Source organism: Streptomyces sp. NPDC046727, assembly GCF_040645635.1.
In the GTDB taxonomy this organism is placed as follows: Bacteria; Actinomycetota; Actinomycetes; order Streptomycetales; family Streptomycetaceae; genus Streptomyces.
Window position 1 is genome coordinate 12713 of sequence record NZ_JBEYYR010000001.1, and the last position, 19034, is coordinate 31746.

Here is a 19034-nt window from a genome sequence, read left to right on the forward strand (position 1 = left end):
AACCTGACAGACGCGCCGAAATCCCCGGACGCGAGGACGCGGTCACGAGGCCTCGTCCAACACGCCGAAGGGGACCGGTGGAGGTCCACCGATCCCCTTCACCCGAACGAGGAACTACCTGGTCAGGCGATACGCTCCAGCACCACCGGCGTCGGCGTGAAGGCCGTGCCCGGGGCCGCGATGTCGTAGGAGCCCTCCACCGCCTGGAGCGCGTACTCGAAGCGCTCGGGGGTGTCCGTGTGGAGGGTGAGGAGGGGCTGGCCCTCGGTCACCGTGTCGCCCGGCTTGGCGTGCATCTCGATGCCCGCCGCCGCCTGCACCGGGTCCTCCTTGCGGGCGCGGCCCGCGCCGAGGCGCCAGGCGCCGACACCGATGTCGTAGGCGTCCAGGCGGGTGAGGACGCCGGAGGCGGGGGCCTTGATGACGTGCTGCTCGCGCGACGTGGGCAGCTCCGCGTCCGGGTCGCCGCCCTGGGCCGCGATCATGCGGCGCCAGACGTCCATCGCCGAGCCGTCGGCCAGCGCCTTCGCCGGGTCCGCGTCCTTGACGCCGGCCGCGTCGAGCATCTCGCGGGCCAGGGCGATCGTGAGCTCGACGACGTCCGCGGGGCCGCCGCCGGCCAGGACCTCCACCGACTCGCGGACCTCCAGCGCGTTGCCCGCCGTCAGGCCCAGCGGCGTCGCCATGTCCGTCAGGAGGGCCACCGTCTTCACGCCGTGGTCGGTGCCCAGGCCGACCATCGTGGACGCCAGCTCGCGGGCGTCCTCGATCGTCTTCATGAAGGCGCCCGTGCCCACCTTCACGTCCAGGACCAGGCTGCCCGTGCCCTCGGCGATCTTCTTCGACATGATCGAGGAGGCGATCAGGGGGATCGCCTCCACCGTGCCGGTCACGTCACGCAGGGCGTACAGCTTCTTGTCCGCGGGGGCGAGGCCGTCGCCCGCCGCGCAGATCACCGCGCCGGTGGTGTCGAGGACGTGCAGCATCTCCTCGTTCGAGAGCAGGGCGCGCCAGCCGGGGATCGACTCCAGCTTGTCCAGGGTGCCGCCGGTGTGGCCGAGGCCCCGGCCCGAGAGCTGGGGGACGGCCGCGCCGCAGGCCGCCACGAGCGGGGCCAGCGGGAGGGTGATCTTGTCGCCGACGCCGCCGGTGGAGTGCTTGTCGGCCGTCGGGCGGGACAGCGACGAGAAGTCCATGCGCTCGCCGGAGGCGATCATGGCCGCGGTCCAGTGGGCGATCTCGCGGCGGTTCATGCCGTTCAGCAGGATCGCCATGGCGAGCGAGGACATCTGCTCGTCGGCGACCTCGCCCCGGGTGTACGCGTCGATGACCCAGTCGATCTGCTCGTCGGTCAGCTCGCCGCGGTCCCGCTTGGTGCGGATGACGGAGATGGCGTCCATGGCCATGGCTGGGGGCTTCCTTCCGGGAGGTGCGAAGTGTGCGGCCCCCCTGCGAGCGGGGCAGGGGGGCCGTACGGGGCTTACTTGGTGAGATGATCCGGGCCGAAGGCCTGGGGCAGCATCTCGGAGAGCGGGAGGACGCCCGCGGGGGTGTCCAGGAGCAGGTCCGGCCCGCCGAACTCGTACAGGAGCTGGCGGCAGCGACCGCACGGGACCAGCAGGGCCCCGGTGCCGTCGACGCAGGTGAAGTGCGTCAGCCGGCCGCCGCCCGTGCGCTGCAGCGCCGAGACCAGACCGCACTCGGCGCACAGGCCGAGGCCGTACGAGGCGTTCTCGACGTTGCAGCCGGAAACCGTGCGGCCGTCGTCGACCAGGGCCGCCGCGCCGACCGCGTACCCCGAGTAGGGGGCGTAGGCGTGGGACATGGCCGTCCGCGCCTCGGCGCGCAGCGCCTCCCAGTCGAAGCCGGCGGCTTCCCCGGTCACTTGCCCTGGCCCTTCCGGTACCGCATGCCGTCCGCCTTCGGCATCCGCAGGCGCTGCGCGGACAGCGACAGCACGAGCAGGGTGACGACGTACGGGGTGGCGCCCACGAAGTCGCTCGGGACCTCGTCGGTGAACAGGTACCAGACCAGGACCAGCGCGGCCACCAGGAGGCTGACGCCGCCCTGCCAGTGGGCCTTCTTGTACAGCTTCCAGCCGGCCAGCAGCGCGAGCAGGACGACCAGCAGGAGGAGCAGGGCGTGCACCGTCACACCGCCGTTGCGCAGCTGGAGGGCGTCGGAGTAGCCGAACAGGCCCGCGCCCATCGCCAGCCCGCCCGGACGCCAGTTGCCGAAGATCATGGCGGCGAGACCGATGTAGCCACGGCCGCCGGTCTGGCCCTCCAGGTACGTGTGCGAGGTGACCAGCGCGAGGAACGCGCCGCCGAGGCCGGCGAGGCCGCCGGAGACGGCCACGGCCGCGTACTTGTACTGGTAGACGTTGACGCCGAGCGACTCCGCCGCGATCGGGTTCTCACCGCAGGAGCGCAGCCGCAGCCCGAACGGGGTGCGCCACAGCAGCCACCAGCTGCCGATGAACAGCAGCACGGCCAGGATCGTCACCACGGACAGGTTGGTGATCAGACCGCCGATGATGCCGGCGAGGTCGGAGACCAGGAACCAGTGGTGCTTCTCGATCGACGCGAGGCCGTCCGAGAGGCCGGGGATGGTGACGTCGGGCAGCGAGTCCGCGGGCGGGGACGCCTTGGGGTTGCCGCCGGCCTCGGCGGCCTTGCCCTCGGCGAAGAACAGCTTGGCCAGGTACTGGGTGGCGCCGAGCGCGAGCAGGTTGACGGCGACACCGGAGACAATGTGGTCGACGCCGAAGGTGATGGTGGCGACGGCGTGCACCAGGCCGCCGAGGACGCCGAAGCCGACGCCGCACAGCAGGCCCAGCCAGGGGCTGGACTGCCAGCCGACCCAGCCGGCGCCGAAGGTGCCGAGGATCATCATGCCTTCGAGGCCGATGTTGACCACGCCGGCCCGCTCGGACCACAGGCCGGCGAGTCCGGCCAGGCCGATCGGCACGGCGAGGCCGAGGGCGGCGCCGACCTGTCCGGCGGAGTCCAGCTGGTTGGCGCCGGTGATCACGCGGACGGCGGCCAGGAGCAGCAGCGCGCCCGCGACGATCATGAGGGTCAGGCCGAGGGAACGGCCGGAGCGCTGAGGCGCGCCCGCCGCTTTCGGGGCCGCCGGCGGCGGCGCGTCGGTCATCGTGGCAGTCATCACGCCACCTCCTGCTTCTTCGTCGTGGCGGCGGCCTGGGCGGCGAGTTCGGCGCCGACACGCTGCTGCTGGCGCTTCATGCCGTAGCGGCGTACGACCTCGTAGGCGATGACGACGCACAGGACGATGACGCCCTGGATGACGCCGAGGATCTCCTTGTCGTAGCCCTGGAACTCCAGGTGGTTGGTGGTGCGCTCCAGGAAGCCCCAGAGCAGGGCGCCGAGCGCGATGCCGATCGGGTGGTTGCGGCCGAGCAGCGCGATGGCGATGCCGGTGAAGCCGATGCCGGCCGGGAAGTCGTTGCTGAACTGGTGGCTGTCGTTCAGCAGGGTCGGCATGCCGATCAGACCGGCCACCGCACCCGAGATGATCATGCTGGTGGCGACCATCTTCTTCACCGAGACACCGCTCGCGCTCGCCGCGCTCTCGGACTGGCCGACGGTGCGCAGGTCGAAGCCGAACCGGGTGCGGCCGAGCACGAACCAGTACGCGACGCCGACGAGTGCGGCGATGACGATGAAGCCCCACAGCTCACCGGCCGGGCCGGTGTCGAAGCTGAAGAAGTACGAGGACGCGGGCAGCGGCTTGGTGGAGACGAGGGTGCCGGCCTGGTCCAGCTGGCCGAGCTTTCCGGGCTGCAGCAGGAAGGCGATGACCGCGGTGGCGATCGAGTTCAGCATGATGGTCGAGATGACCTCGCTGACGCCCCGGGTGACCTTGAGGATGCCCGCGATGGACGCCCACAGGGCGCCGGTCGCCATGGCGCAGAGGATGATCAGCGGGATGGCGATCCAGCCGGGCACGGTGAGCGCCCCGCCGAGGACGGCGGCGATGAACGCGGCGAGCCGGTACTGGCCGTCGACACCGATGTTGAACAGGTTCATGCGGAAGCCGATGGCCACCGCGACACCCGCGAGGTAGTACGTCGTCGCCTTGTTCAGGATGTAGACCTGGCTGTCGCTGGCGAAGCCGTAGGTCCCCATGTCGCTGAACGCGGCGCCGGGGTCCTTGCCGGTCGCGAGGATCACCAGGGTGGTGACGACGAGCGCGGCGACGATCGCGAGCAGCGGCGCGGCGATGCCGAGGAGCAGCCGCTCCTTGTCGATGCGTTGGGTCAGCTTGTTCATCGCTCGTCGTCCTCTGTGTGCTCCAGGTGGCCGGTGGCCGCACCCGTCATGGCGGAGCCCAGCTCTTCGGGGGTGATCGTGGCGGGGTCGGCGTCGGCGACCAGACGGCCGCGGTACATCACCCGCAGGGTGTCGGAGAGGCCGATCAGCTCGTCCAGGTCGGCGGAGATCAGCAGCACGGCCAGGCCCTCGCGGCGGGCCTCGCGGATGTAGTCCCAGATGGCCGCCTGGGCGCCGACGTCCACACCGCGGGTGGGGTGGGCGGCGATGAGCAGCTTGGGGTTGTGGCTCATCTCGCGGCCGACGATCAGCTTCTGCTGGTTGCCGCCGGACAGGGAGGCCGCGGTGACGTCGATACCGGGGGTGCGGACGTCGTAGGCCTCGACGATGCGCTGGGTGTCGGCGCGGGCGGCCTTGGGGTCGAGCAGGCCGCCGCGGGAGTTGGGCTTCTCGGTGACGTGGCCGAGGATGCGGTTCTCCCACAGCGGTGCTTCCAGGAGCAGGCCGTGGCGGTGGCGGTCCTCGGGGATGTAGCCGATGCCGGACTCGCGGCGGTGGCGGGTCGGGGCGTGCGAGATGTCGGTGCCGTCGAGGCTGACGACGCCGGCGTCGGGGTGGCGCATGCCCATGATCGCCTCGACCAGCTCGGACTGGCCGTTGCCCTCCACACCGGCGATGCCGAGGACCTCGCCCTTGTGGATGGTGAAGGAGATCTCGTCCAGGATGATCCGCTCGATGCCGTCGAGGTCGGTCTGCGCGAGGTGCAGGCCGTCCACCTTCAGCATCGGGACGTCGGTGACCGTGGACTCCTCGGTCTCCGGGGTGGGCAGCTCGCTGCCGACCATCAGCTCGGCGAGCTGCTTGGGGGTGGTGCCCCGCGGCTCGACGGTGCCGACGGTGGTGCCGCGGCGGATGACGGTGATCTCGTCGGCGACGGAGAGCACCTCGCCCAGCTTGTGGGAGATGAAGATGACGGTGAGGCCTTCGGCCTTCAGCTCGCGCAGGTTGTCGAAGAGGGCGTCGACCTCCTGCGGCACGAGGACGGCGGTGGGCTCGTCCAGGATGAGGGTCTTGGCGCCGCGGTAGAGGACCTTGAGGATCTCCACGCGCTGGCGGTCGGCGACACCCAGCTCCTCGACGAGGACGTCGGGCCGGATGTTCAGGCTGTACGCGTCGGAGATCTCCTTGATCTTGCCGCGTGCCTTGCCCCCGATGCCGTACAGCTTCTCCGCGCCGAGGACGACGTTCTCCAGGACGGTGAGGTTGTCGGCGAGCATGAAGTGCTGGTGCACCATGCCGATGCCGCGGGCGATGGCGTCGCCGGGGTTGTGGAGGACGACCTGTTCGCCGTTGACGGTGATGGTGCCCTCGTCCGGCTGCTGCATGCCGTAGAGGATCTTCATCAGGGTGGACTTGCCGGCGCCGTTCTCACCGCACAGGGCGTGGACGGTGCCCGTGCGGACCGTGATGTCGATGTCGCGGTTGGCGACGACGCCGGGGAAACGCTTGGTGATGCCGCGCAGTTCGACGGCAGCGGGAGGGCTGGACGCGTTGATGGCGCACTCTCCTCGGGGAAAGGGGCTGCTTAGGGGAGGTGGCAGGCGTCGGCGACGCTAGCGCGGCAACTCTGCGCTACACGCGTAGAGTTGACACATTGTTATGGCTCGGCGGGGGGCTCCGGAGGGCGCCCCCGCGCCGAGCCTAGGTCCGACGGGACCCATCAGGTCACGGGGTGGTCTTGACCTTGATCGAGCCGTCGACGATCTTCTTCTGCGCTGCGTCCAGCTTGGCCTTGATGTCGTCGATGAAGCCACCGCTGGTGGCCAGCGAGACGCCGTTCTTGGCGAGCGAGTAGGTGTTGGTGCCGGTCAGCGGCTTGCCGGCGTGGACCGACTTGACCAGGTCGTAGACGCCGACGTCGACGTTCTTGACCACCGAGGTCAGGATCGAGTTCTTGTACTTGGCCAGACCCGGGATGGCGTACTGGTCCGAGTCCACGCCGACGGCCCAGGCGCCCTTCTTGCCGGCGACGGCCTCGATGGCGCCGTTGCCGGAGGAGCCGGCCGCGGTGTAGACGACGTCCGCGCCGTTGTCGAGCATGCCCTGCGCGGCCTCCTTGCCCTTGTCGGGGCTGGCGAAGCCGGAGGTGTCCGAGCCGTGCGACAGGTACTGCGTGTCGACCTTGATCTTCGGGTTGGTGTCCTTGACGCCCTGGACGTAACCCGCCTCGAACTTCTTGATCAGCGGGACGTCGACACCGCCGATGAAGCCGACGTGCTTGGTCTTGGTCTTCAGCGCGGCGGCGACACCCGCCAGGTAGGAGCCCTGCTCCTCCGTGAAGGTGATGCTGTCGACGTTCTTGCCGTTCACGACCGAGTCGACGATGCCGAAGGTGGTCTTCGGGTACTTCGTGGCGACCTTGGTCATGGAGGCGGCGTAGGCGTAGCCGACACCGATGACCGGGTTGTAGCCCGCCTCCGCCAGGTCCGACAGGCGCTGCTCGCGGTCGGCCTCGGTGTCCGAGGTCTTGGCGGTCAGCTCCTTGACGTCGCCGCCGAACTCCTTCTTCGCCTGGTCGACACCGCGCGCGGCGGAGTCGTTGAAGGAGCGGTCACCACGGCCGCCGACGTCGAAGGCGAGACCGACCTTGACACCCTTGCCGTCGCCCGAGGGGGTCGAACCGGCGTTGTTGTCGGAGGAGGTGCTGCCACAGGCTGTGGCAGTCAGTGCGAGTGCTGCGGACGCGATACACGCAGCGGAAAGCTTGGCTACCCGGCGCACGGGAAGGCTCCTTCACCTGACCTGAGCGCCATGTCGGCGCTTGATGGGAGCACCATGTCAGCGCTCCAGCCGAGACGCCCCTTCGGCGTCGGCTTCGCGGCATCGTAACGCGCGTAGATGTCGCAAAAAACCCTCTCGCGAAGCCGTTATCGATTCGAGGCAAACAGCATCTGAACTCGGACTCTGGGCCCCGTGGCGACACTGTTGCGGACAGTGCACGAATGGCTTGCATGTGTGTTGCGCCGGCCAGGGGAACGGCCCCTGAGGGGGCCGTCCACCCGGCTCCGTTCAGTCCTGCACCGAGGTCGGCTCCAGGAAGACGGCGGCGGTGAACAGCTCCACGCCGACCGTGATCGCGTGCTCGTCGGCGTCGAAGTCGCCCTGGTGGAGATCGCGCACCGTGCGCTCGCCGGGCCGGCGCACCCCGAGGCGGGCGAGCGCGCCCGGCACGTGCTCCAGGTACCAGGAGAAGTCCTCGCCGCCGAGGCTCTGCTCGGTGCTCTCGACGGATTGCATACCGCGCCGGGCGACCATGGCGCGGCGCAGCAGCTCGGTGGTCTCCCGGTCGTTGACGACGGGCGGCACCCCGCGCATGTAGTTGATCTCGGACTTGGCCCGGTGCAGGGTGGCGATCTCGTCGATGGCCGCGTGCACGATGTCGGGGGCCTGCCGCCAGGCGTCCAGGTCCAGGCAGCGCACGGTCCCGGACAGCTCCGCGTGCTGCGGGATCACGTTCGGGGCGTGCCCCGACTCGATCCGGCCCCAGGTCACCGCGAGCCCGGCCCGGGTGTCGACCCGGCGGGCGATCAGCGCGGGCACGTCGACGGCGACCCGGGCGGCGGCGGTGACCAGGTCGGTGGTCAGGTGGGGGCGGGCGGTGTGGCCGCCGGGACCGTCGAGCGCGATCTCCAGGCGGTCGCAGGCGCTGGTGATCGGGCCGTGCCGGAGCCCGATCCTCCCGGCGTCCACCCGGGGGTCGCAGTGCACGGCGAGGATCCGGCCCACCCCGGTGAGGATGCCGTCCTCGATGACGTCCAGGGCGCCGCCGGGCAGCACCTCCTCGGCGGGCTGGAAGATCAGCCGCACCGGGCGGGGCAGCAGGCCCTTGGCGGCCAGGTCGGCGAGGACCAGTCCGGCGCCGAGGACGACGGTGGTGTGCACGTCGTGACCGCACGCGTGCGCCCGGTCCGGCACGGTCGACCGGTACGGGCAGTCGGCCTTGGTGTCCGGGATGGGCAGGGCGTCGATGTCGGCGCGCAGCGCGAGCAGCGGTACGGACGGGCGCCTGCCCTCGGCGAGCCCGATGTCACAGACGAGGCCGGTTCCGGTGCTGAGCACGCGGGGCCTGAGCCCGGCCCGCTCCAGCCGCTCCTTGATCGCGGCGGTCGTACGGAACTCTTGGTTGCCCAGCTCCGGATGCATGTGCAAGTCGCGGCGGAAGGCCACGAGTTCGGCGTGCAGGGACTCGCTCAGCACGCCGGGGAGCACATCCCCCGGGAGGCCGGCCTCGGACTCTAGGGACATCAATTGCTTCACCCTCTGAAGGGTAGGACGCCCACTGATCAACTACCCCTCGATCAACAAAAGTTCAGCCCGTTAGGGGAAGAAAATCTGACCGGCGGACGCATGGCGGCGGACTCTGGTGGGTAAAACCTCTGTTTTCTTACTCCACGCATACCACGCATGACGGGGGTCACGCGCGCCGTGTCCAGGAAGTGGGCCGGCCGGGAAGGCCCGGTCGGCCCCGGGTACCGCCGTCAGCCCGTCTGCGCCGTGCCGTCCGGCTTGCTGCGGAAACAGTCGGACACCACCGTGACCTCGATCATGGACGAGCGCTTGCTGTCCGCGGGCTCCAGCCACAGGCGGAGGTCGGCGGACAGATGACCGTCGGGTGAGTCGGCCACGATCTGCGGAAGCTTCGCCCGGCTCTTGTCGGGACCGTCCTTGACGATCTTCCAGCCCTTGGCCGGCAGCTGCGAGCGCACGCGGTCCATGGCCCTTTCGAGGTCGTCGCCCGGCACGCCGTAGACGCTCCACGGGTGCCGCATGCGATGCACCTCGTCCTCCTCCGGGTACGCCGTGCAGGGGGTGGCTACGGCACCCGACTGGGTGACCTTTCCCTTCACCGCCAGAATGTCGAGGATGTCGCTGGAGGCCCGCTCGACGCTCTGTTTGACGGCTCGCTCGTCGCGGACGTCGATCTTCTTCTCGTCCTTCTCGCTCACCTGAGAGCAGCCTCCCACGAGGATGGCGGCCAGTGCCGCGCTTACAGCGGTCGCGCTTGTCCTATTCAAGGGTCACCTTGTCGTACTGGCCCGCCATCACGAGAGCCTGGTTGCGCAGGCTCGTCGAGCCCTCGTCCCAGAAGGCGCCATGGTCCTCGGCGTCCGACTCCATGATGTTGGAGCCGAACTCGGGGTCGGTCGGGATCGTCCAGTTGTCACCGAGGCCGGCGACGTACTTCCCGCCGATCCGCACCGCCGAGTCGTTGCCGCCGCCCGCCTCCGCCCACATGTGCCCCTTGGGGATGCCGAGGTCCGCGGCGTGCTCGGCCTGCATGCCGGGACTGCCCACCGCGATGACGTCGTCCACCGGCAGCGCCCCCTCGGGCCAGGTGCGCGACTTGGCCGCGTCGCCGATGAGCGTGGTGCCGTAGCTGTGTCCCATCAAGGTGGTGTGGCCGAGGTTGGTGTTGCCGGACTCCATCCGGTGCGCTTCACGGGCGCCGTCGAGGAAGTGCGACAGGCCCGGCCCGCCCTTCGCCGCCCATTCGTCCGACATCGCCTCCGGGAACAGGCCGCCGCCCTTCTCGAAGGGCTTCGCCTGCAGCGGCGCGTCGTAGTCGAACCAGGTGATGGTGGAGACCTTCTGCCCCTGCGCGTACCGGTGGGTCTCGTGCCAGAGGATCTCGCCCCGGCCCATGTCCTTCTCGATGTCCTGCAGCAGGGTTCCCGTGCCGGGGACGTAGATCCCGGTGTGGTCGGCGGTGTCCGGGTTTCCGTTGGCGATGATGACCTTGCCGTCATGACCCTTGCCCTCGGGGTCGAAGCCGAGCAGGTACGCCTCGGGCAGGTTGTCGGTTCCGGTTCTGTCGAAGCGCGACTGGATGGCGTCCATACCGCGGATACGGCCTTCCAGCTCCTGCTTCTTCTTGTTCCACTCCTTCCATTCTTCGGTCTCGATCTGAGCGCCCTTCACCTCCCGGCCGGTGACCGGGCTGATGTAGGGGGCGTAACGGTCGGGTTCCTTCTTCAGCCAGGCATCCAGCTTGTCCTGGTACGTTCCCCTGCTCTCGGCCAGCACGACACGGTTGGCCTCGTCCCGCACGGTGGCGGGAAGTCCGTCCATGGCGCCGAGGGAGTCGGGGTGCATGGAGATGTAGGCCGACTTCTGCTCGTCGGTGAGGCCCTTCCACCAGTGGGCGACCAGCTCCGGGTCGCCGTCCTTGGGGGGCTTCGGGAGGGACCGGGCGTAGGCGTCGGCGCCCTTCACGACGCCGTCCGTGTCGCTCTTGACGTCGGTCCAGTCCCGGTTGGTCACCACCAGGTCGTCGTCGGCCTTCAGCGCGCGCAGCTTCGGCGCCCACTTGGCGTCCGCTTCCGTGGCCTCTTGCAGGGCGTCGCCGATGCGGTTGGCGAACCCGACGGCCTTGCCGAAGTTCGGGTTCGGGTGCATGTTCACGGCCTGGCGCTCGATCGCCGACGACGTGGGGTCCGTCTTGCTGGTACCGGGCGACACGGTGCCGCCCTCGGGCACCTTCCCGTCGACCTCCTTGCCGCCCGCCGGGAAGCTGACCGAGCCGTCCGCGCCGACCGTGCAGCCGGCCGCCTTGGCGTCCTCGATGGCCGCCTCCAGCTTGCGCTTGGCCGCGGCCATGTCGAAGGCGAAACCATTCAGCGCCGTACTGGCCAGCGCGCACTCGGTCTGGACGTAGTGGAAGTTCTTGCCCAGCTCCTTCAGCTCCCGCAGCGCGGCGTCCGCCGTGTCGCCCTTGAGCTGGTTGCGGATGCCCGCGGAGATCTGGTTCTGCACGGCGTCCTTGGCGGTGCTCGCCATGTCGCTCGTCGCCCGGTACCCGCCGGCGGCTTCCTGGTACTCGGACGGCTTCAGCGCCTGCAGCGTCGCGAGGTCCATCGTCGTCGTCACCGGCCCTTCGCCTGGCCGCCGACCGGCTCGGTGTCCTGGTACTTCGTCCTGAGCCTGTCCAGCTCGGCCTTCACATCGGCGTCCGACTTCGCCAGGTCGTGCCCGGAGCTCTCCATCAGCCCGCCGAGCGCACCGCAGCGGTCCTTGACGTCACCGACGTACTTCTTCCAGGAGTCGTACAGCTCCTTCTGCGCCGCCGCCGACTGACAACCGGACGTGTCACCCAGCCCGGACTGCCCGTCGTCCAGCTTGGCCAACGCCTTGTCGACGTCGCCCTGCAGCCCCTTGGTGTCCTGGCCGGCCTTCGTCCATGCCTTCTTGCTCGACTTCAGGTCACCGGCTCCGGTGCCGCCGCCGGCGTCCGGTACCACCTGGTTCAGCCGCATGTGGGTGGCGCCGCCGCGAGCCGCGGCCTCCGCCTTCAGCTGCTCCCACTCGTCCCAAGACATGCGTGTGGTCCTCCCCGTTTCCCCGTCGCCGGCAACCCCCGCCGGCCACACCATGCTCCTTGCGGATCAGGTCTGAAATCAAATCAAACTCTTGACCGGTCCGCAGGTTTACCGTCGCCTAGGCGAGGCTCACCGCCGCGAGCCGGTGCACATCCCGGGCCGTGCCGGTCACGCCGGAGAGGAAGCCCTGGGCCCGTGGGGAGGCGGTGTCGGTGAGCCAGGTCGGGTCGATGTCGCAGACGGCCACGCGCACGCCCGTGCCGGCCAGGGCCAGCGGGAGGGTGTGGACGACGGTGGAGGGGAAGCTGAGGATCGTCCGGCCGATGGGGCCGCGGCGGGCGATCAGTTCCAGGGGGAGGTCCGGGCGGACTATCTCCAGGCCTGTTTCCGTGGCCAGGCGGTGGAGCTTCTCCGTGCTCTCGCGGCGGTGGGCGAAGTAGCGGGTGGCGCCGTGGGCCTTGGCGAGGGAACGGACCGCCTCCACGTAGTGGTCGCCGTCCACCACACCGGTCTCCACCAGCGACGTGCCGACCATGTCCGCGCCCTTGGTGATGCGCGGCGGGCCGAAGCGGGCGCGGGTCCAGGCGAAGTCGTTGGCGGTGACCGTCACTCCGCCCGGGGTCTCCGTCACCGGCATGGAGGAGAAGACCTCGACACGGCGGCCCTCGCTCGGGGTGAGGCGGCGGCGGGCGGAGGAGGAGACCGGGGCGAAGAGGAGGTCACGCGCGCCGGGGCGGCCGCCCTTGCGGTGCCAGCGGACCAGGCGTTCGCCACGGGCCAGCTGGGCCACGAACTCCATGGTCGCCGTGCCGTCGTCGACCACGACCAGGTCACGGGCACGGGTGATGGTGAGCAGCAGTTGTACGTAGCGGGAGAACGGGTCCCCCATGACGATGCGGTCGGCCCGGCGGAGGGAACCCGCCAGGCCGCCGATCGTGTGGAAGGGCGCGGTCGTACCGCCCCGCGCCTCCTCCCAGCGCACCCGGTACCCCTCGTCCCGGGCCAGGTCGGCCATGCGGCGCAGCTGGCCCCGGGTCATGGGGTCGGTCGGGGACAGGACGACGACGGTGAGCTCCGCGCCGGCCGCCGGGTTCGCACCGGCCACCGTGCGCCGTATCTGCGCGGGCACGGACGGCGGTCCGTCCGGTTCCGCGCCGTGCAGGCCCTGCAGGTGCGCCCACTCCAGTACGTTCAGCAGCTGGACCGGGCTCTCCACGAAGGCGAGCGTGCGGGCAGGGTGGCCGGCATGACCGGCGCGGGGGCTCATCGGCGTACGACCGTCCCGTCGTAGGGCAGCTAAGGCGATCGGGGTGCTCAGACCGAGACGGGCTCGCCCGCCGCCGCGGCGATCTCCGCCTCGGCGACGACGCCGGCGACGCGGCGCAGCTTCTTCATCGGGCCCAGCTCGGAGTCGTAGACCTTCTTGACGCCGTCACCGAGGGAGGCCTCGATGGTGCGGATGTCGCGGACCAGGCGCGTGAGGCCCTGCGGCTCGACCGAGGCGGCCTGGTCGGAGCCCCACATGGCGCGGTCCAGGGTGATGTGACGCTCGACGAAGGTCGCCCCGAGCGCGACCGCGGCGAGGGTGGTCTGCAGGCCCGTCTCGTGGCCGGAGTAGCCGATCGGGACGTTCGGGAACTCCTTCTCCAGCGTGTTGATCACGCGGAGGTTCAGCTCCTCGGCCTTCGCGGGGTACGTCGAGGTGGCGTGGCACATCAGGATGTTGTCCGAGCCGAGGACCTCGACCGCGTGGCGGATCTGCTTCGGCGTCGACATGCCCGTGGAGAGGATGACCGAACGGCCGGTGGCGCGCAGCGCCTTCAGCAGCTCGTCGTCCGTGAGGGAGGCGGAGGCCACCTTGTGGGCGGGGACGTCGAACTTCTCCAGGAAGGCGACGGCCTCGGTGTCCCACGGGGAGGCGAACCAGTCGATCCCCTTCTCCTTGCAGTACGCGTCGATCTGGCGGTACTCGTCCTCACCGAACTCCACGCGGTGGCGGTAGTCGATGTAGGTCATCCGGCCCCAGGGGGTGTCGCGCTCGATGTCCCACTGGTCGCGGGGGGTGCAGATCTCCGGGGTGCGCTTCTGGAACTTGACGGCGTCACAGCCGGCCTCGGCGGCCACGTCGATCAGCTTGAAGGCGTTCTCCAGCTCACCGTTGTGGTTGATGCCGATCTCGCCGCAGATGTAGACGGGCTTGCCGGGGCCGACCTCGCGGGAACCGAACGTACGCAGACGGGAGTTGGTGCTCATCAGGGGAGTGTCCTTACTTGGGGAGGGAATCGAGAGAGGGGCCGAGGATCCAGCTGGCGATCTCTCGGATCGCGCCGTCACCGCCGGGGACGGTGGTGACCGCGCGTGCGGCGCCGCGTACGACGTCGTGAGCGCTCGCGACCGCCACCGGCCAGCCGACGAGGGCGAAGCACGGGAGGTCGTTGACGTCGTTGCCGACGTAGAGCACGCGCTCCGGCGCGATGCCCTGCTCCTCGCACCACTGCTTCAGCGCGAGGTCCTTCCGGTCGATGCCGTGCAGCACGGGGATCTGCAGCTTCCGTGCGCGGGCGGCGACGACCGGGTTCTGCTCCGTGGACAGGATCAGCATCCGCAGCCCGCTCCTGCGCAGGGCCGCGATGCCGAGGCCGTCTCCGCGGTGCACGGAGACGAACTCCTTTCCATCGGCGTCGATCAGCACCCGGTCGTCGGTCTGGGTGCCGTCGAAGTCCAGTACGACCGCGTCGATGTCACCGGCGGTCGGCAGCGCACCGGGGCGGTCCGCGTCGAAGAGGGGCGCGAGGGCGCGGGCCCGCGCCAGGTCGTGCGGGTCGTCGATCTCCAGCACCCGGGCCGGGTCGGTGCGGACCAGCTCGGTGTGGCCGAAGAAGCGGTGACCCTGCTCGCGGAAGCCGGCCGCGTCCATCGCGTAGGCGGCGCCGGTCTCCAGGAAGTCCTGGGGGCGGTCCTGGCGGCGCGGGCGGTAGGACTTGTCGTGGTTGACGCCCACCCCGCCCTCGGTCTCGGGGGCGCCGTCGCGCCAGACGAAGCCGTGGAAGGGGGCCACGGTGACGGCGGTGTCGGCACCGTTCTCGGCGACCGCGGCGGCGACCGAGTCGATGTCCTCGCGGATCAGGAAGGGGCTGGTGCACTGCACGAGCAGGACCACGTCGACCGGGGCGCCGTGCACCGCCTCGTGGGTGTCCATGGCGTGCAGGACCGCGGCCTCCGAGGTGGCGGTGTCGCCGGCGATGGCGGCGGGCCGGAGCACGACCTCGGCGCCGGCCTCCCGCGCGGCGGCGGCGATGGCCTGGTCGTCGGTGGACACGACGACGTCGGTCACCAGCCGGGTGGCCCGGCACTCGCGGACCGCGCGCGCCACCAGCGGGACACCGCCCACGGGGGCGAGGTTCTTCGCGGGCACGCCCTTGGAGCCGCCGCGCGCGGGGATCACCGCGAGCACCCGGCGGACCGGTGCGCCCGGGCCCGCTTCCGAGTTGGGCATGGGGTCTACTCCTTGCAGTGAGGTCACAGCTCGCCCATCCGCCGGATCACGGGGGCGACCCGCTGGACGCCGTGCCGGTAGGCGCCGCGCGCGGCCCGGCGCACGATCTGCCGGACGGGGCCGGGCGCCTTGTCGGCGGCGGGCGCGCCGGGCAGCGGTGCGCCGTCGGGGCCGAGGTGGTGGCGGGCGAGGATGCCGGGCAGATAGCCGGGCGCGGTCTCGGGGGTGTAGTAGGGGTTCAGCGGCGGCAGGCCGCCGGGGCGGTCCAGCAGCTTGGCGATGCGCTCGCGGGCGGTGTCGAAGGCCGTGTCGTACGAGCCGTCGGCGGCCACGCCCTGCCGGGCCACCCACTCCTCGTCCGGCACCGGCCGGTGGCCGGCGTCGAGCTGCTCCCAGGAGGCGAGGCAGCCGGAGCCGGTGAAGTGGTGGTTGCCGAGCACCTCGCGGATCCCGAGGTCGGTGAGGACGGCCGTGGGGATGCGGCGGTGCAGGGCCTCCAGGGCGGCCGTGGAGCTGACCGTGACCAGCAGGTCGGTGCGGTCCAGCACCTCGCCCATGTGCCCGTACACCAGCCGGAAGTTGGCCGGCAGGTCCTTGCCCTGGGCCAGCTTCTGGTACGGCAGCTCCTCGATGTGGGTGGTGTGCTCGCCGGGCTTGGAGCGCAGCTTGAGCAGCACTTCGCGCTCGGGGTGCTTCCGGGCGTGGTCTATGAGGCGGTCGAGCAGGTAGGTGCGGTCCCGGCGGTTGTCCGGCACGGACGGCTGGGCCGCGAACACCACGGTGTAGGGCTCGTGTTCGCCGGTGTACGGCGTGCCGCCGAGGAAGGGCAGCGCGACCTCGGTGACCGAGGAGGCGTCGGCGCCCACGCCCTCGTACACGGCCCGGAACCGGTCCGCGTCGTGGCGGGAGTTGGCGAGGACGAGGTCCGCGCCGTGCCGCAGCAGCAGGCCGTCGGCGAGCTTCTCGTAGACGACGCCGACGTAGCCGGTGACGACCACGGGGCGCTTTCCCGAGCCCCAGGCCGCGCGCAGCCCGTGCAGCATCGCCTGGACGCCGCCGCCGACGAGGGAGAGGACGAGGATGTCGTACGCCGGCTCCTCGGTCTCCCCGGTCATCGCGCGCAGGAACTCGACGGCGGTGACCTCGCGCAGGGAGTCCGCCGGGACGCCGACTTCCTTCAGCTGGCGGGCGGTGGGCGTGGCGCGCCCCCGCAGCAGGTAGCCGTCGAGCCGGACCTCGGCAGCCGCGGGAGTGAGACGCTGCGCGGTGAGCGCGCCCCACTTCCACCGGGTGTCGGAGTCCGCGAGGACGGCGACCCGCAGGGACTTCGTTGCACTTGCTGGCACGTCGAAGACGCTAGGAAGCGATTCCGAGGTTCCGCCCAACCCGAATGCAACAAACGGTTAACAGCACATCGCCGAATGGCGAATCAGGCCGGGATCGCGCCGTAAAACAGCCTGGTTCACAGCTTCGCCACGTGTCGTTCACTCAGTATCAAGCAGGTCGTCAAGACGAATGACGGGCCGCGCCCTAACGTCCCTGACGTGGTCAAGCTCTCCGTCATCGTGCCGTTCTACAACGTGCAGCAATACGCGCCCGACACGCTCAGGAGCCTGAAGTCGAACGCGCGTGAGGACTTCGAATTCATTCTCGTCGACGACTGCTCCCGCGACGGGACACCAGAGATTCTCGCGCGTGCGGAGCGCGAGCTGCCGGGCGCGGTCCTGGTCCGGCACGAGCAGAACGGAGGGCTGGCGACCGCGCGCAACACGGGCATCGACCGGGCGCGCGGCGAGTACCTGACATTCCTGGACGGCGACGACTGGCTCGCCCCCGGCTACTACCCGAGGCTGCTCGCGGCCATCGAGGAGCTGGGCTGCGACTTCCTCCGCACCGACCATGTGCAGTGCACCGCCCGGTCGCGCAGCGTGCACCGGGTGCCGGTGGGCCGGCGGAACACGGTGCTGAACCCGCGGGAGGCGATCCTGCCCGCCGACCGGTCCACCTCGGTGGACTACGCGTTCGCCTGGGCCGGCATCTACCACCGGCGGCTGCTGGACAAGGGGCTGCTGCACTTCACCGACGGGCTGCGCACGGCCGAGGACCGGCCGTGGATCTGGAAGCTGCACCGGGAGGCGGATTCCTTCGCCGCGGTGAACCTGCTCGGCGTGTTCTACCGGCGGGGGGTCGCCTCGTCGCTCACTCAGATCGGGGATGTCCGGCAGCTCGATTTCATCCGGGCGTTCGATCAGGTCATCACGGAAACGGCCGCGGACCCGGAGGCCGACACCCTGCTGCCGAAGGCCGTCCGCACCTATTGCGCGATCATTTCCCATCACCTGGGATCCATCGAAAGGTTCGAGCCAGCGGTGGCGAAGAAACTGAAGTCCCTGAGCGCCGCCGCCCTGCGGCGCATGCCGCAGGACGTGCTGGACGAGGCACTGGACTCCATGGACCTCCAGCGCGCCACCCGGCTGCGCCGGCTGCGCCGCCGTCCCGCCGCCGCGGGGGTCGCCGCGTGACCACCCAGATCTTCCAGGCGTCGACGCTGTACGGCACGGCCACGCTCGCCGCCGCCCTGGACTCCGGCTGCTTCGGCCCGGCCGACCGGCGGATCCTGCTGGTCTGCAACAACGCGGCCACGCCCGAGACCTCACCGGCGCTGGACGACATGCCGGGCTTCGAGCGGCTGCGCGACCGGTTCGACGACGTGGTGTCGTACAACGAGGCGATCTTCCCGTTCCACCCGGGCGGCTGGGCGCCCCGCGGGGACGATCTGCCGCTCTGGGAGCGGTACTTGCGCCACGAGTGGCAGCTCGGCACCGACGACGTCGAGCTGGCCGTCGAGTCGATCCAGGTGAACCCGTCGCTGGCGCTCGCGCAGATCTTCACCGGCGCCCCGGTCACCGTCTACGCCGACGGCCTGATGAGCTACGGCCCCACCCGCAACAAGATCGACCCGCTGGTCGGCACCCGCGTGGACCGGGTCCTCCACCTGGACCTGGTGCCCGGTCTGAAGCCGCTGCTGCTCACGGAGTTCGGGGTGCCCGGCGAGATCGTGCCGACGGCGGCCTTCACCAAGGTCCTCGCCGAACTGGCGCCGCTCGGCGACGAGCTGCCGGCGATCGAGGAACCGGCGCTGCTGCTCGGCCAGTATCTGTCCGCGCTGGACATCCTCACCGCCGAGCAGGAGGAGAACCTGCATGTGCGGATGCTGAAGGGCGCGGTCGCCCTCGGCCACGGCAAGGTGGTGTTCAAGCCGCACCCGTCGGCGCCGGCCCGCTTCACCCGCTTGCTGGAGCAGGAGGCGGAGAAGCTGAAGGTCGAGCTGACCGTGCTGGACACGCCGGTGCTCGCGGAGGTGCTGTACCAGCGGATGCGTCCCGCGCTGGTCGTCGGCTGCTTCTCCACCGCCCTGCTCACCGCCTCCGCGCTGTACGGCCTGCCGGTCGCCCGGGTGGGCACCGAGATGCTGCTGGAGCGGCTGACGCCGTACGAGAACAGCAACCGCGTCCCGGTCACCATCGTGGACGGGCTGCTGCCCGAGCTGTCCGACAAGGCCGCCGTCACCGGGCAGCGTCAGGGCATGGACGTGGAGACGCTGGGCGCGCTGGTGCGTGCGGTGGGCTTCGCGATGCAGCCGAAGATCCTGCCGAGGCTGCGCGCGGAGACCGAGACCTGGCTGGCGAAGAACCTGAACGAGCGGACCAACCGCTACTTCAAGCGCAAGCGGCTGACCTCGCTGGCGCTGCCCGGCGGGGTGCCCGCCCAGCTGTCGTTCATCCCGCGCAACGCGACGGTCCGCCGGGTGGCGCGCAAGGCGCGCAGCCTGCGCCGGGTCGTACGGCGCTGACCACGGGGGCGGGC

The 19034-nt window shown here is 70.5% G+C and carries 16 protein-coding genes; 2 read left to right on the top strand and 14 right to left on the bottom strand.

The window, feature by feature from the left end:
• Positions 1-122 precede the first annotated feature (122 nt).
• The 14 genes from ABZ937_RS00080 to ABZ937_RS00145 all read right to left on the bottom strand — a co-directional run bounded on the left by ABZ937_RS00080 (position 123) and on the right by ABZ937_RS00145 (position 16513).
• Positions 123-1400: a thymidine phosphorylase gene (locus ABZ937_RS00080; RefSeq protein WP_361684708.1), complete on the bottom strand. Its 1278-nt coding sequence runs from the start codon at positions 1398-1400 to the stop codon at positions 123-125.
• An 80-nt stretch (positions 1401-1480) separates the two neighbouring features.
• The gene (locus ABZ937_RS00085) at positions 1481-1885 is read right to left on the bottom strand and encodes a cytidine deaminase (protein ID WP_361683892.1); all 405 of its coding nucleotides are present in this window, start codon (positions 1883-1885) and stop codon (positions 1481-1483) included.
• Positions 1882-3168, bottom strand: a complete 1287-nt coding sequence (locus ABZ937_RS00090; protein ID WP_361683895.1) for an ABC transporter permease — start codon at positions 3166-3168, stop codon at positions 1882-1884. The genes ABZ937_RS00085 and ABZ937_RS00090 overlap by 4 nt, the downstream gene beginning before the upstream one ends.
• Positions 3168-4295 carry an ABC transporter permease gene (locus ABZ937_RS00095; protein ID WP_361683898.1) on the bottom strand — a complete coding sequence of 376 codons (1128 nt, stop codon included), beginning with the start codon at positions 4293-4295 and terminating at the stop codon, positions 3168-3170. Before ABZ937_RS00095 ends, ABZ937_RS00090 begins: the two co-directional genes overlap by 1 nt.
• The gene (locus ABZ937_RS00100; protein WP_361684710.1) at positions 4292-5818 is read right to left on the bottom strand and encodes an ABC transporter ATP-binding protein; all 1527 of its coding nucleotides are present in this window, start codon (positions 5816-5818) and stop codon (positions 4292-4294) included. Before ABZ937_RS00100 ends, ABZ937_RS00095 begins: the two co-directional genes overlap by 4 nt.
• A 202-nt stretch (positions 5819-6020) precedes the next feature.
• The gene (locus tag ABZ937_RS00105) at positions 6021-7076 is read right to left on the bottom strand and encodes a BMP family ABC transporter substrate-binding protein (RefSeq protein WP_361683901.1); all 1056 of its coding nucleotides are present in this window, start codon (positions 7074-7076) and stop codon (positions 6021-6023) included.
• 288 nt (positions 7077-7364) lie between these two features.
• Positions 7365-8600 carry an amidohydrolase gene (locus tag ABZ937_RS00110; RefSeq protein WP_361683904.1) on the bottom strand — a complete coding sequence of 412 codons (1236 nt, stop codon included), beginning with the start codon at positions 8598-8600 and terminating at the stop codon, positions 7365-7367.
• 233 nt (positions 8601-8833) lie between these two features.
• Positions 8834-9301, bottom strand: a complete 468-nt coding sequence (locus ABZ937_RS00115; RefSeq protein WP_361683907.1) for a hypothetical protein — start codon at positions 9299-9301, stop codon at positions 8834-8836.
• Between the two features lie 61 nt (positions 9302-9362).
• Positions 9363-11222 carry an alpha/beta hydrolase gene (locus tag ABZ937_RS00120; protein WP_361683909.1) on the bottom strand — a complete coding sequence of 620 codons (1860 nt, stop codon included), beginning with the start codon at positions 11220-11222 and terminating at the stop codon, positions 9363-9365.
• On the bottom strand, positions 11219-11671 hold the full coding sequence (locus tag ABZ937_RS00125; RefSeq protein WP_361683912.1) for a hypothetical protein: 453 nt from the start codon (positions 11669-11671) through the stop codon (positions 11219-11221). Before ABZ937_RS00125 ends, ABZ937_RS00120 begins: the two co-directional genes overlap by 4 nt.
• 118 nt (positions 11672-11789) lie before the next feature.
• Complete coding sequence (locus ABZ937_RS00130) at positions 11790-12938, bottom strand: hypothetical protein (protein WP_361683915.1); 1149 nt, start codon at positions 12936-12938, stop codon at positions 11790-11792.
• Between the two features lie 47 nt (positions 12939-12985).
• Entirely contained in the window at positions 12986-13924 is a 939-nt protein-coding gene (locus tag ABZ937_RS00135) for an N-acetylneuraminate synthase family protein (protein WP_361683918.1), read from the bottom strand.
• A gap of 13 nt (positions 13925-13937) precedes the next feature.
• Complete coding sequence (locus ABZ937_RS00140; RefSeq protein WP_361683921.1) at positions 13938-15167, bottom strand: N-acylneuraminate cytidylyltransferase; 1230 nt, start codon at positions 15165-15167, stop codon at positions 13938-13940.
• A 23-nt stretch (positions 15168-15190) separates the two neighbouring features.
• Positions 15191-16513 (bottom strand): DUF6716 putative glycosyltransferase, encoded by a 1323-nt coding sequence (locus ABZ937_RS00145; protein ID WP_361683924.1) that lies wholly within the window; start codon positions 16511-16513, stop codon positions 15191-15193.
• 198 nt (positions 16514-16711) lie between these two features.
• On the opposite strand from ABZ937_RS00145, the gene ABZ937_RS00150 reads away from it, so the two are divergent.
• Together ABZ937_RS00150 and ABZ937_RS00155 are read left to right on the top strand one after the other, a co-directional pair.
• Positions 16712-17689 (top strand): glycosyltransferase family 2 protein, encoded by a 978-nt coding sequence (locus tag ABZ937_RS00150; protein WP_361683927.1) that lies wholly within the window; start codon positions 16712-16714, stop codon positions 17687-17689.
• Positions 17686-19020 (top strand): alpha-2,8-polysialyltransferase family protein, encoded by a 1335-nt coding sequence (locus ABZ937_RS00155; protein ID WP_361683930.1) that lies wholly within the window; start codon positions 17686-17688, stop codon positions 19018-19020. The genes ABZ937_RS00150 and ABZ937_RS00155 overlap by 4 nt, the downstream gene beginning before the upstream one ends.
• Positions 19021-19034: the final 14 nt, after the last annotated feature.

Bases quoted from the DNA above. Each gene is read 5' to 3' on its own strand.
- ABZ937_RS00140 (WP_361683921.1), bottom strand. From the start codon at position 15,167: ATGCCCAACTCGGAAGCGGGCCCGGGCGCACCGGTCCGCCGGGTGCTC.
- ABZ937_RS00110 (WP_361683904.1), bottom strand. From the start codon at position 8,600: ATGTCCCTAGAGTCCGAGGCCGGCCTCCCGGGGGATGTGCTCCCCGGC.
- ABZ937_RS00125 (WP_361683912.1), bottom strand. From the start codon at position 11,671: ATGTCTTGGGACGAGTGGGAGCAGCTGAAGGCGGAGGCCGCGGCTCGC.
- ABZ937_RS00135 (WP_361683918.1), bottom strand. From the start codon at position 13,924: ATGAGCACCAACTCCCGTCTGCGTACGTTCGGTTCCCGCGAGGTCGGC.
- ABZ937_RS00095 (WP_361683898.1), bottom strand. From the start codon at position 4,295: ATGAACAAGCTGACCCAACGCATCGACAAGGAGCGGCTGCTCCTCGGC.
- ABZ937_RS00080 (WP_361684708.1), bottom strand. From the start codon at position 1,400: ATGGACGCCATCTCCGTCATCCGCACCAAGCGGGACCGCGGCGAGCTG.
- ABZ937_RS00090 (WP_361683895.1), bottom strand. From the start codon at position 3,168: ATGACTGCCACGATGACCGACGCGCCGCCGCCGGCGGCCCCGAAAGCG.
- ABZ937_RS00130 (WP_361683915.1), bottom strand. From the start codon at position 12,938: ATGAGCCCCCGCGCCGGTCATGCCGGCCACCCTGCCCGCACGCTCGCC.